This is a genomic window from Synechococcus sp. R3-13 (assembly GCF_047462195.1).
Classification (GTDB): Bacteria; Cyanobacteriota; Cyanobacteriia; order Thermostichales; family Thermostichaceae; genus Thermostichus.
The window spans coordinates 1-12407 of record NZ_JANSIO010000071.1 but is presented as its reverse complement, the minus strand read 5'-3'; the positions used below and the strand labels follow the sequence as shown (position 1 = coordinate 12407).

Below are 12407 nucleotides of genomic sequence, written 5' to 3'. Positions count from 1 at the left end.
GAAACATGATGAAATCAGTGGTTTTCTTGCCATCGAATTGGCATTAGAAATCCGCAGGTGCAACCTCAACTATTTTCTAGGTCGGGACACCTTGATCAAGGCGCCGGAAGGCGATACTGCCTACGCTCCTGATGGGGTGGTGATTGACCGTACCGCCTTGGCCAGAGAACCCCTGTGGCAGAAATCCTCGACGCTCATCCACGGAACCTCTATTCCTCTTGTCATTGAAATTACCAGCAACAACTGGCGAGATGACTACTGGCATAAGCTGAGTGACTACGAGACGTTAGGTATTGCCGAATACTGGATCGTTGACTACCAAGCGTTGGGGGGTCGTCGGTACATTGGCGAGCCGAAGGTTCCCACAATCTCGGTTTTCCAACTGGTCAATGAGGAATATCAGGCGCAATTATTTCGGGGCAATGACCGGATTCGCTCTAAAGTTTTCCCTGAATTAAACCTCACGGCTGAGCAGATTTTTCGGGCTGGAGCCTAGCATGGTCAAGGCACTTCCGCCCGTATTAACTCGTGGTCAGAGGCAACTTTTTCCAGCCCATTGGCAGAAGCATATCGAATTGGCTGATATATGGCTACCACCCTTCTGAAAGACGTTCCACAATATCCCGACGGGACAACACCTTTTCGCAGGTCTCCCATCTTGGACCTTTGGGTTCAACTGTGCTTGCGTAGCGCAGCTCAAAAGCGTTGGCCTGTTTCTTGCGCTCTGTAAACTCCTGCAATTTGGCCTCCAGAGTTTCGATATTCTCAATCCACTCATCTTCGATAGTATCGGGCAAAGAACCGAACAAGTCGTAGCGATCTTTCATCCGCTGAGAAAGCACCTCGTATACCTTTTCGTCGTGGGTACCGTGGTACACCAGGTTGAGCATGTCCACACGGTCGCGGGTCTGACCAAAGCGCTTGATCCGCCCGATGCGCTGCTCTAGGCGGGAAGGATTCCAAGGGAGATCAATGTTGATCAGCGTGCCCAAAGTTTGGAGATTCAGACCTTCACAAGCAGCATCGGTGGCCACCACCAGCCGAATGGTACGCTCTCGCACGGCTCTCTTGATATCTTCCCGCTCTGCGCTCCGCCATTCTCCGGCAAAAAACAAACCCGACTTGTGGGCGCCTGCATAGAGAGCCACACTTTCTTGAGGCAGACGTTGGCTCAGGTTGTTGGCCACCCAATGGGCGGTATCAAAATACTGGCTGAAAATGATGCATCCCAAGTCCAGCCAGTGTCGTTCCTGTAGGAAATAGAGGACGGCATCGAGTTTGGGATCCGTGCTCTTTTGGCTCAAGACGCTAACAATGCGCTCCAAATGGGCATATTCTGCCTCTAAAATCTCTGGAAGGTTGTCTAACAGCCAATCTTCTTCTCCGTCCTCCTCAAAAAAACGCCGCTTTTCCAGTAGTTTCTGAGCCGTAGATAGGCCGCTGGCAATACTGGAGCAGATCCGGCTTTGCATGATGCTTTTCATAAACCCAGCGGATTGGGTACGCTGTCTCAAAGCCCTAGCAAAATCTTGGGCAGCTTCATAGGCCACATCAAATTCGGGAGAAGTGAGCAAACCCAGCCCACAGAACATGGGCAATTGCTCTCCCTCGCTCGGCCAAATATCGACGGCAATCCGCTCAAGCAAGCCCAATTCTTCCAAGGTAGAGCGTTTTCGCAATACGGTATGGCGCAGAATTGGGTTGTGTCGCTGGAAAAAAGTCAGCCCCTGTTGGCGCTCTTCCAGGGCATCTCGCAGTTCTTGGCGGGTGAAGTCCTCCAATTCCGTCAGGGGCTTATCTGTGAAGTGTTGACCTTTGAAGAGCTTCAGATCGCTGCGGATGTGGTCAAACAAGGGATCCTCAACAGATGGCGGCAGAGGATTGCGGAGCAAATTCCAGGCAAAATGCTCGTCGGTCACTGCTTGTTGTCCTGTCAAGATGGGCAGGATCCTTTGCGTCTGCTGCCACAACTGCTGATGCCGTCGTCCCAACACATGCTCGGCACCGCTGTTGAGCACTCCCAGCAGATCCCACAGTTCCTCAACATGGGTTTGGATGGGGGTGGCTGTGCCCAAAAGGACGTGCTTGGACTGGGTGGCCGCCTTGCCTATAAAGTCCAAGAGATTGTTGGGTTTGGGATCCCTTACCGTGACACCACGGGTACAGCGGGCGCGGTGGGCCTCATCCAGGACAATCGTGCCAAAGCGTCGTTCCAAAAGGCATTGGGCTTCGGGGGCATTGTGAAAGATGAGACCCGTAGAAACAATACCAATTTGATAGGGGCAACGGCCAATACCTTCAGCACCCTTGGTTTTGATGATGTGCCCATTGGCATCTTGCCATACCTTGCGGTTGGAGAGCCACACAGCAGAGGGAATGCCCAGTTTATCTTTGAGTTCCACTTGCCACTGCTGGCAGAGGGTAGCCGGACAAAGAATTAAGGCTGGCCCATCTTCCAAAAGGCACGCCACCATCGCCGCAACCGCCAAAGACAAGGTTTTACCCAGCCCCACTTCATCTGCCAGAATGAGTCGCACTGCACCATACAGCTCTCGGTGTTCCAGGAACATTTCCACAAACGACTGCTGCCATGGTTTGAGAACCTCACCCCGGCGATAGAGAGGGGCTTCCACCAATGCGGCTCCAGGAACATCGACAGGTTGCAAGTCTTGAAGAAATACCTCTACCTTGCGAGATAATCGCCCCACCTCTTCCACAATCGCTTCTGGCAGAGGAACACTCCGTTCCCACAGGTACTGAAACTCCGCTTCGACCCAAGCAACCCCTTCTGGCGACTGGTCTTCCCAGACAATTTCGTAATGCTCTTGCCATCCCTGCCGCGTTTCGTTGAGGCTGCCGATAAAAGCAGATTTGGTGCCATCTCTTGCCTCAATAACACCTGCTTTGCCGTGGAGAAAGGGGGCATCTGCGGCTGACACCACTCGCACTTCCACTTTGCCGCTTTTGAGGATTTCGTAAAGTTGACGGTAGCGGGGGCGCTGTAATAGGCTGGTGATCAATTCTCCTTTCTCTTCGTTCCATTTTTCTTTGAGCGCCATTTCTCTGGCCTGGCGGGAAGCTTTGCCGATGGCAATATCCCAGGGATCCAAGTCGCTGTTACAGACGATCTGCACCTGCTCGATGTGTGTAATCTCTTCAGTCACCAATTCAAAAATAGAAGAGCGAAAGTACCCAGCAATGCGCTTGTAGGTGCGTGCCTTTGCCAGGCGATCTTTGAGAAAGACATGGCTGAGCCGCTGCTGGCGGGAACTGAAACGGCGTAGGAAAGAAGTGCTGGACATGGCGGGCTGGGGTAAAATTGTAACAATACTCTAGCCTTAAAATGAGCAGCCGAAGGCGCAAGCAGCGTCTTTGCAGAATAAGCTGATCAGCGCAAGGTAGCCATGTCAACCGTACAAGAGTCTGCAGGCTTTCAGGGCAGAGAGAAGCGCAGCATAGGAATATCCGAAGCACAAGCGCGGCTTATTCAAGAGAAAATTCAATCCGTCTTTGGCTCGGATCTGTGGGCTATTGTTGTCTATGGATCCCGCGCCAATAATTCATGGGTTCACGGCTCTGACCTCGATTTATTAGTAATTGCAGAGAATATACCCGATTGCAGAAGCAGAGATGACTTACTGCTTCCTACCTGCAGGGATCTAGAAAAACTTCTTGGCTTGGAGATAAACTTTATCTTGCTAAAGCCCACAGAGCTATGCAGGCCAGCCAGCTTGACTTATGAAGTGGCTACCAACCACCACATCATCTATGAAAAGCAGAACTGCATCACGCAGATCAGGGATATAGTCAATCAACTCATCTGTGACAGTTTAATTACGTATAAAGTATGCCGGGGGATCCCCTATTGGGTGAATAACGATGAGAAAGAAATTAGCAAGAGACTACTATCAAAGGGCTAATTATCGCATCCAAGCGTTGTCATTCTTCTATGAGGTTGGCGATTACGCTGATGTAGTTCGGATGTGCCAAGAAATCATTGAGTTATTCATCAAAGCTTGCCTAATCATTAAGGGAATAAACTACGGCAAAACCCATGACCCTGGTGGCCAAGTAGCAGAAAATAGAGAACGGTTCCCAGAGCTTTCTGACGAGGAAATAGCCTTGCTGGAAAACATATCATTTGAGATGCGCAAAGATAGGGAGTTGGCTTTTTATGGAGCTGTAGATATTGTCCCCTTGGAATACTACAAACAAAAAAATGCGGACAAGGCTATAGCTTATGTTAACCAAATAAAGTCGATTGTTGAGAAATACTTTAACTCAGATGCTGAGCTTGAAGGAAGCCCTGACAATACAACTTGTGAGTGAGTTAATCCTATAACTTCTTCTTCAACCCAAGCGTTCATTTCTGATAAGGGCGAGCAAGATCCCGGCGGCTGAGGACTCTTCTGGATAGCGGTGTTCTCGCTTGCGGGCGATGTATTGACAAAAAGCCATCAAATCATCCCGGCGCATGTGGTAGTTGGGCACCAAAGACCGCAGGTGTTCCATCACCTCATCGCTATCCGCCTCTTTCTGCAGTTCGTAGAGAGCAAACAAAACGGCTCGCAGTGCTGAGCGGCCAAATTCGCCCTCAAAGCTGCTCTTCTTGAAGTCTAGAGCATTTTTGAGTCGGGCATTGTTGGGCTGCTGAGAGGCCATCAATTCGCCATAGTCGCCAACTCGAAATGCCTTGGCAAAGTTCTGGTAGTTGTCCAGCTTCTTCAGCCCTACCGCTTCCAGTTCCATCATTTTCAGATAAAAGCGCTCTGCACCACAGCACCCCTCCCACACCCCCTGCGCGATGCCTTCAGGTACAAGATGCTCATTGGCAACCTGCACGGCATAATCAATAATTTCCCGAACGATATCTCTTTCGCCTTTGGGTCGGGGGCGCAGGGCTGCTGCCACCATATCCTGTCCATCAATGCGCCGGTAGCCCGTCAATACCCGCAACGCTGCCGCATAACCTGCCATTTGCAAATCGGCATCTTCAAACAGGTTTTCGGTGCGCCCCTTGCCTTGGGTGCTTTGATTTAGCCCCACCATAGTTTCAATTTGACGGGCGACTTCTTGCCGCACCTCTTCCGCCAGCTCATCCCGATAGGCAGAAGTATCTTGCAAGCGCTTGCGGGCCACCAGCAACACCGTACCCTGCACATACCCGCCTTTTTTGAGTTCGGAAGTGGTTTCCGTAGCGATGTACCAAGCCGCGGTAACCTGCAGCCCGGATCCCCACATGATGCTGGCCATATCCGACCATACTTCCGCATCCTGATGGGTAAACATCACGATTTGCAAGCCGTTGTCGGGCATGTGGTTTGCCAAGGCAGTATAGGCGGCAATCATGTCCTGCCGAAACTTTTCCCCCTTGCCCTGAATGGCTAAAGCTCTGCGACTATCCCACACCCAATGGGCAAATTCTTTGGGTGGATTCTTTCGCAACCACGCAATAAAAAACTCGGTGATTTCGTGGTAATGCACCGCATCGGCATACGGTGGATCGGTGATGAAAATATCACTAAAAGCATTACAGTTGTTGGCGGACAGAGCATGAATAACTTTTATTTCTCCATTCAGCAAATCCCTTTTATAAGAAGGAAATCTTGCGTTTTTATCTAAAGCTGTTGTCCGTATTGCATAAGTATACATAGTATTCAATGCCTGTTGATAGAATGTGTTTTCAGGTTTTTCCCAGCTAGTATGCCAATGACATAATCTTGAATTCCAATCGAGAGCGCTAATTGAACCAAATAATAAAAATGTTCTTGAGTTCTTGTTTAATAAACTTGATTGAAATAACTGATGTAAAAATATCTGCCGTGGGTTAAACAAATGATGCCAATACGTCCAGCCCCGCTCGCGAACGAGGCGTGTGGTTTCTTCCCCCGGTTCGATCGCCATATCGGGTACCAGGCCAGCTTCCTGCCAGGCGGCCAGGTTTTCCCGCACGATTTGTTCCACCTTTTGTTCCCGTGCCAAATCGGCGGGGGTGACGCTGGCAAAAAAGGTTTCTTGGCGGCTTTGGCCCAAGGTTTCCGCCGTTATCCACTGAATGCAATACAGCCGTTCTTGAAAAATATCGTCCGGGCGGGGCATAAAGTCGTGTTTTTCCCAGCGGCGCAGTTTGTTGCCGGTGGTGCCATCGGGCAGGCGGTAATCGCCGCGAATGGTTTTGATCGGCGTGCGGTATTCTTCCCCATCCAGCACGTACACCAAATCGCCCTTTTGCACGGTGCCTTTGGCGGCGGCGGTCATTTCCGCTTCGCTCACTCCCGTGACAATTTCAATTTCAAAGCGTTTTTGGTCGTAATTGGGGATTAACTTCGCCACCACATTGCGGGTTTTGCTGATCACCCAACTGGGAGCCATTGGCACCATCCAGCCCGTATGGGGGCAACGGGTTTCTAAGCAATACAAATAGGCTTTGGCGCGGTTGCCCTGTTCGTCGTGTTCGATGCCCAGGGCGGTAATTTCCCGATCCACTGCTTCTGCCACTTCTTTTTGGGCTTGTTCGATTGCTTGGCGGGTGGCGGCATCGGCTCCCACGATGTTCAGCGCGCCCCAGGTGAGCATGCAGGCGATGGGGTTGAGGTCGCTGGCATAGACATCGCAGCCCAGCCGGGCCGCTTCAAAGGGGATTTGGCCGCTGCCGCAGAAGGTATCTCCCACCCGCGGGCGATGGCCAAACCGCAAGATCCCCAGTTGCTCCACCAATTCCGGAAAGCTGTGGGCATCGGTACCCAAATGTTCATTCACCCGTTCCCAGATGGGGCCGTAGAGGGTGGCATCGTCGCATTCTTCCGGCCGTTTGCAGAGTTCCAGTTTTTCCAGGTAAGAGCGTTGCGCCAATTTGAGTTTGTCCCGTGGCGATTTCAAACGCCGTTCCAAACTGCTGTCGGCGATGCCCATCAGCAATTCAAAAATTTCCAGATCGGCTTCGGGGTTATCGGTGGCAGGCAATAATGCTCCCAACACACAGGCTTTGGCGAGGATGAGGGGTTTGCGCCCTTTCCAGTAACTTCCCAAGGCGGTGAGGGTTTGTCCCAAATTTGCTTTGCGTTCTTTTTGGGCTTCGGCGCTGATTTTTTGGGCAGGCAAGAGCCGCTCGATCAAACTCGGCTTATCTTTCCAAGCAAGGGGGATAATGGACAAGGGAGATCTCCGGCGATACCATCGATCATGGTAGCTCTTAGGGCCCTAAGCCGTGAACTGGGAAGACTATATTCATTCGGATCCCGATATTCTCCTGGGTAAGCCAGTTTTCAGAGGAAGTCGCCTATCGGTGGAATTTATTTTGGGGCTATTTTCGGCAGGCTGGACGGAAAAGCAGATTTTGGAAAACTACCCTACGCTGACTCCAGAAGCACTTAGGGCTATGTTTAGCTATATCCAAGAATGTATGCGTGAAATGAACTTCTACAGTTTTTCAGATAAAGTCAGTTGATGCAATTTCTCGTCAATGAAAATTTTCCACGCTTAAGTATCTGTCTATTGCGAGATGCTGGCTTAGATGTGGCATCGCTCTCAGAGGAAGCTCCAGGTACTAAAGATTTCGAGGTCTTGGCTAGAGCTGCACAAGAGAAGCGGATTATATTGACTTTTGATCGGGATTATGGAGAACTAATTTTTCGTTATTCTTCCCGAGAAAGAGCATCTGTGGTTTACTTTCGTTACCAGCCGAGTACGCCAGAAGAACCAGCTCAGCAATTGCTAAAGTTGATCGGCGATAAAAACTTGGTACTGGAAGGGATGTTTACTGTGATCGAGCGCAATCAAGTGCGACAGCGTCCTTTGTAAGTCTAGCTTGTCCAAATCTGGAATGGACTCTGGAAGAGCGTTAAACAACTTGCGAAACTGGGCAGTGGTGCGAGATTTCACAGTGTTTCGGGGTTTAATTCTTCCGTCTTGCCTGCTTGATACTCGGCTATTGCCTCGGCACCGAGTTTTGCTAACATATCCGCTGAAGAAGCAAAGGATTCTTCCCATCGCTGATCGTCTTCTAGCTCATCAAGAATCAGGCTGGCAATTGCATTTTGCTCCTCTGTGGGTAGAGCTTTTAACTTGCTAATCGCTTTCTCCAGCAGTTCTGTCATCATTTGCATTCTCCCAAATAGGCGGTTTTATCTAGTATAACTTAATCTCTTAGCTTTGTCGTGCCAATGGTTGCTTCACTATCCCAAAAGGGCGAGGGATCTTCTTGCAAGCAGGATAACAGGCTGAGTTGATCGGCTTCTACGGCTTCGCTACGCAAGCTATCGGAACAAGCTGGCTGGTATGGGCGCTTGACCGGAGTGGGCACACTCAGTTCCGTCAAGGGATTTTCTGTGAGGGCATAGCGCAGGGCTTTGCGCCAACCGATATTCCCGTGATCGACACCCCCTGTCGCCGCTGCTGTCATGGTGTAAAGCCACCAGCGCTCTTCTGGACGCAGCCCTCTCCAGTTGCGAATGGCATTGGGGATCGCCTCCGGTTTGGCCCGTTCTACTGCCCAAGCCAGCACCAGCAATTCCTTCCCCAGCAGACGTTCTACGAGGTTGCGGCCAGTTGTCCAACGGCTCGGATTCATTTTTTTCGCCCGCAGGCGGTCATTAAACTCTTGTTTGAGATCCTCAGCAATCTGGCTCCAGATAGACCGGCTGAGAACACAGCGCTCCGCAATGTCCGGCTGTCCGTTGATGCCCGCCTTGATGCCATAGACTTCGTAAATCAGCACAGGAGCGGTTCTGCCGGCAGGTATTTCGACCACAAAGTGGTGGGGATCAACGGTTTTGGGACAGCCGAACCCCACCGTCTCCCATTTTTTATCGCTCACTGCTCTACCTCTCCCGGCTCAGGATTGATTTCCAACCGATGCAAAAAGACTTCCAAATCGTGGCCGCTGCTGAAGTGTAGGTCGTCCAAGCGCAGACTCACCTCTGCCGTCTCATTGCCCAAAGCCTGACGTGCTATCGCAATAAACTGCTCAATGTCTTCCGCTTTTACCACCATATCGCTTCCAAACCGGGTGGTGATGGCTCGGTTCCCTTCCCCCACGGTTAGGGAGATCCCACCCGCCAGTCGCACACCCAAAGCCTTGCTCTGATTGATGGCCGTATAACTCGCCTTATTTCCTTGCAGGTTGAGGCGCTTGTGCAGCTTAGCCGGTTTGTTTTTGTCAATCACCGGCCCTTTTTGGTCGAGCGCCGGGATCGTGAATTTGCGAGTGGTGCTCACCCCTTGATCTTCGGCGTAGGCATAGATGGTAACGGCTTCTGATCCCTCTAGTTCGATGGGGCCAGTGTAGAGGGTGCCTTCCCGTGGGTTAATGCCCGTGGTGTTCCAGCGAATTTGACCACGGGGTTTCACGGTTAGCTCTACGGTGCGCTTGCCGCCGCCAATACGAGGCTGGTGGGTGAGGGTCAGCGTATTCTTCCAAGCATAGACATCCCCTGTCTCGTGCCGGCCATCCGGGTCAATGGCGACAAACCACAGGGCAGTGGCATCGGTTGTCCAGATCGTATCGGGCACCACAGGGCTGTTGGCATCCACATTGGGCGTGTAGCTGTAGTGAACACGGCCATTTTTGCCCGCATCTCGAGGCAGAATTTCCAAGGTAGCCGTACCGGTGCGGTCATCGTATTCTCGCTGGGTGATGGCTACGGATGTGCGGGGGGGCGGAAAGGGCCCCTTTTCGATGTATCCATCTTCGGTGTACCGCCAGCGACCTTGGCTGACGGCTATCTGCCGCAGGGTATCCATTCCTTTGGGGGGCAACCAGGGCCAGCGCTCGTTGGTGATGGTGCGGGAAACCACGTCTCGCCAAGGGATACGCCGCTCTCCCCCTGCCGGCCACAACAGGTCTTCTGCTCGCGACAGCAACGCCTCGGCATTGGCTTCCACATCGACATACAGCTTGGATGCACCGACATCGGATAGGGCTTTTTCGATCTGCTCTTCAGCATGGAAGGTATTGCCCGTAAAGGTCATGGAGAGCTTGGTAGGAGTCAGTTTGCCCTTGATGGAGTAATAGACCCGATTGAACAGGCTGACCACAGTGGCGTTAAAGTCGTAGGCGGCTTGTTCGGCCTCTTCCTCCAGTTCTGCTTTGTGGGGGGATTTGTCTCCACCGGTTTCTTCCAGTACTCGGGCAACGGCCCACAAACGACGGGTTTTGTCTTCTAGGCTGGCCAGATTGGAGCCATCTCCGGTAACCACACAAAAGTTGTTCTTCTCGGGAACACTTTCCCAAAACTGCTGGGCCTCTTCTGGGGGTGTTTTGCTGTCTGGGCTGAGTACCAGGCACACCCGCGGGCCATTGAGGCGAATCTCATCAATTTTGGGCAGGGCTTGCACCTCTTGATAGGCAATCCGCCGTTGGGGTCGGAAAATTTCTTCCAGCCGCCGCTTCATTTCCGCATCAATTTTCGGCTGGGGAGCGTTGCGGGCACGGCTATCAATGCGCTTACGCAGGTTCTCGATGTTGGAAAAGTACCAAGCATCGTTTTCTTTGCGGTGCAGGTACCAGGCGTTGGCACGGAACGCTTGAAAAGCATCCTGAAATTCGCTGACATTCCGCTGAGGAGCTACTAGGTATTCCAAAAATTGCCCCTCGGTAAAGCCTTTCACGGCATCAACTGATTCAGACAGAGAGGCAGTCAACAGCAGGGCAGCAATCTGACTGGCAGCATCATGGCCCAGTTTTTGATCCACCAGTTCAGCGACAGCAGTGCCATTGGCCGCAATATCGTGGGCAATCGCTCCCTGTAGATTGCTGATTTTGTTGATCTCTTCCCGCACATCTGGGATGTTGAGGTTCAGATGCTGGCAACCGATCAGGTAGACATCGTTGCTGGGACGCTCCCATACCGACTGGATTATTTTTGAAACAAACTGCATCAAGCCGCGAGTTTGACGGTAGCTTTCGTTTTCCTTAAATAGGGCAATGATGTGCTTAACCGAAGGATGGAAAGGGTAAGAAGCATGAATTTCGGCGGCAATTTGTTCGGCAGTTTTGGCAATTGATTTGGCTCTGGCTGCATCTCCCAGCACTTTTGCGTAGGCAGAAGCAACTGCATCAATGGTTTGTACATTGGGCAGGGAGCTAAATAGCCGCTTGCGGAGAATGTCGTAAATTTCCGATGTGCCCAGGTCTACCGGTGTGATGGATCGCGCTTGGCGGTTGGTTTCTTGAGCGAAGTTACCGATTGCTTTTTGCAGTTCCCGTGAGGCTCCTTCGTAGCTGCCGGATAGGTTGGAAATGACAATGCAGCAGCGCTTTAACTTCAAGGCGGCACTCAGCAGGTTCGATAGGGCGTAGGTTGTCACTTGCGCCAATGTACCTCCGCCCACCATGCGGGTAATGGCGTAGTCGAAGTAGGGCGGCAGCTCGTCCAATAGAATGAGGGTGGGTTCATCTCCAATTAAATCAATCCAATCCTGCTCACTGGGGGCATCTGCTCCGTGCTGCCAAAATTTGACAAAAGCCTCTTCTTTCCCCAGTTGCCGGGCAATCTCTCCCCAAATAAACCGTTGCTCGAACTTGAGGCGTCCATTGATGGCAACCAGTTTAGCGTCGGCAAAAGGAGCATCTTGAGTGATGTCTGGCACAACCTCGGCACGCAAAGCGGCATCCCGCGCCAGCAACCCTAGGGCAATCATGGAGTGGGTTTTACCACCCCCCATCGCCTGTTTGAGTTCAAACACCGCTTGGTCGGAGCGACCTGCCAGCCGTTTGAGCCCCTGACGCAGCAACAGATCCATCCCGCGGGTAATGTGGTTTTTGGCGAAGAATGCCCGGGCATCCTCTGCTGTATGCTCGATAACATTCGACAGATTTTCAATTTGCTCAACTATGGCGTAGTTCAAGGCCATAGGATGAATTTGACAAACGTCTTTGACGGTGGGAATCATTGCGGCTAGCTCCTGCTACCCAAGATGGTGACCCTCTCTTCAACTAAAGGAACTGTGGGGGGTGTTCAGTATTTAGCAGAGCTGACACAGGCAGGCAAGGGCGGCTGTTCGATATTCATGTCCCGCCTTGTTTGGGATGCGACGGTCAGGATGGGGATCCCTCTGTGAGGATTTGGTTAACCTTTTCTGTCCACTGGGGATCTTCAGGTGCAATCACTATGCTCTTGGGTCGGGATCCCAGTTCCCGATAGATGGGCTCCACTGCGGGAGTGCCCCGCAACTGCCAAGCTATGTCTTTGAGCTGTTGAGTGGTCAAGGTCGATAAATCAAGGATGGTCATGTGGATAGCTCCCCCTCTGGGCCAGTGAATCTCTGTAGCTTCGACCCGTTGGGCTTTACCTCAAGATAAACGGAGAGGGTGGGATTCGAACCCACGGTGGCGTCAACCACGGCAGTTTTCAAGACTGCTTCCTTAAACCGCTCGGACACCTCTCCAAATTGCCGGGATCCCCAGG

At 51.8% G+C, this 12407-nt stretch carries 11 protein-coding genes and 1 tRNA gene; 5 read left to right on the top strand and 7 right to left on the bottom strand.

Annotated elements, in window-relative coordinates:
* Window positions 1–496 (top strand): Uma2 family endonuclease (locus NW856_RS02385; protein ID WP_414398905.1); only part of this gene is annotated, 496 nt, incomplete at its 5' end.
* A gap of 94 nt (window positions 497–590) precedes the next feature.
* On the opposite strand, the gene NW856_RS02380 is transcribed toward NW856_RS02385, so the two are convergent.
* On the bottom strand, window positions 591–3302 hold the full coding sequence (locus NW856_RS02380) for a phospholipase D-like domain-containing anti-phage protein (RefSeq protein WP_414398904.1): 2712 nt from the start codon (window positions 3300–3302) through the stop codon (window positions 591–593).
* 102 nt (window positions 3303–3404) lie between these two features.
* Between NW856_RS02380 and NW856_RS02375 the strand changes: the two genes are divergently transcribed.
* Both NW856_RS02375 and NW856_RS02370 read left to right on the top strand, forming a co-directional pair.
* Entirely contained in the window at window positions 3405–3920 is a 516-nt protein-coding gene (locus tag NW856_RS02375; RefSeq protein ID WP_414357407.1) for a nucleotidyltransferase domain-containing protein, read from the top strand.
* Window positions 3880–4329, top strand: a complete 450-nt coding sequence (locus tag NW856_RS02370) for a HEPN domain-containing protein (protein ID WP_414398902.1) — start codon at window positions 3880–3882, stop codon at window positions 4327–4329. The genes NW856_RS02375 and NW856_RS02370 overlap by 41 nt, the downstream gene beginning before the upstream one ends.
* A gap of 21 nt (window positions 4330–4350) precedes the next feature.
* Here NW856_RS02370 and NW856_RS02365 read toward each other — a convergent pair whose 3' ends face one another.
* Complete coding sequence (locus NW856_RS02365) at window positions 4351–7155, bottom strand: anti-phage-associated DUF1156 domain-containing protein (RefSeq protein WP_414398901.1); 2805 nt, start codon at window positions 7153–7155, stop codon at window positions 4351–4353.
* A 52-nt stretch (window positions 7156–7207) separates the two neighbouring features.
* On the opposite strand from NW856_RS02365, the gene NW856_RS02360 reads away from it, so the two are divergent.
* On the top strand, window positions 7208–7447 hold the full coding sequence (locus NW856_RS02360; protein ID WP_011433325.1) for a DUF433 domain-containing protein: 240 nt from the start codon (window positions 7208–7210) through the stop codon (window positions 7445–7447).
* Entirely contained in the window at window positions 7447–7800 is a 354-nt protein-coding gene (locus NW856_RS02355; protein WP_414398900.1) for a DUF5615 family PIN-like protein, read from the top strand. Before NW856_RS02360 ends, NW856_RS02355 begins: the two co-directional genes overlap by 1 nt.
* A gap of 77 nt (window positions 7801–7877) precedes the next feature.
* Here the strand turns inward: NW856_RS02355 and NW856_RS02350 are convergent, their stop codons facing one another.
* The 5 genes from NW856_RS02350 to NW856_RS02330 form a co-directional block, all read right to left on the bottom strand.
* On the bottom strand, window positions 7878–8099 hold the full coding sequence (locus NW856_RS02350; RefSeq protein ID WP_011433323.1) for a hypothetical protein: 222 nt from the start codon (window positions 8097–8099) through the stop codon (window positions 7878–7880).
* A gap of 38 nt (window positions 8100–8137) precedes the next feature.
* Window positions 8138–8815, bottom strand: a complete 678-nt coding sequence (locus NW856_RS02345) for an anti-phage-associated DUF3780 domain-containing protein (RefSeq protein WP_083757646.1) — start codon at window positions 8813–8815, stop codon at window positions 8138–8140.
* Window positions 8812–11892, bottom strand: a complete 3081-nt coding sequence (locus NW856_RS02340; protein WP_414398899.1) for an anti-phage-associated DUF499 domain-containing protein — start codon at window positions 11890–11892, stop codon at window positions 8812–8814. Before NW856_RS02340 ends, NW856_RS02345 begins: the two co-directional genes overlap by 4 nt.
* 145 nt (window positions 11893–12037) lie before the next feature.
* Window positions 12038–12232 (bottom strand): hypothetical protein, encoded by a 195-nt coding sequence (locus NW856_RS02335; RefSeq protein ID WP_011433320.1) that lies wholly within the window; start codon window positions 12230–12232, stop codon window positions 12038–12040.
* 70 nt (window positions 12233–12302) lie between these two features.
* Window positions 12303–12387 (bottom strand) — tRNA-Ser (locus tag NW856_RS02330).
* Window positions 12388–12407: the final 20 nt, after the last annotated feature.

Bases quoted from the DNA above. Each gene is read 5' to 3' on its own strand.
- NW856_RS02380 (WP_414398904.1), bottom strand. From the start codon at position 3,302: ATGTCCAGCACTTCTTTCCTACGCCGTTTCAGTTCCCGCCAGCAGCGG.
- NW856_RS02375 (WP_414357407.1), top strand. From the start codon at position 3,405: ATGTCAACCGTACAAGAGTCTGCAGGCTTTCAGGGCAGAGAGAAGCGC.
- NW856_RS02370 (WP_414398902.1), top strand. From the start codon at position 3,880: ATGAGAAAGAAATTAGCAAGAGACTACTATCAAAGGGCTAATTATCGC.
- NW856_RS02355 (WP_414398900.1), top strand. From the start codon at position 7,447: ATGCAATTTCTCGTCAATGAAAATTTTCCACGCTTAAGTATCTGTCTA.
- NW856_RS02350 (WP_011433323.1), bottom strand. From the start codon at position 8,099: ATGATGACAGAACTGCTGGAGAAAGCGATTAGCAAGTTAAAAGCTCTA.
- NW856_RS02340 (WP_414398899.1), bottom strand. From the start codon at position 11,892: ATGATTCCCACCGTCAAAGACGTTTGTCAAATTCATCCTATGGCCTTG.
- NW856_RS02335 (WP_011433320.1), bottom strand. From the start codon at position 12,232: ATGACCATCCTTGATTTATCGACCTTGACCACTCAACAGCTCAAAGAC.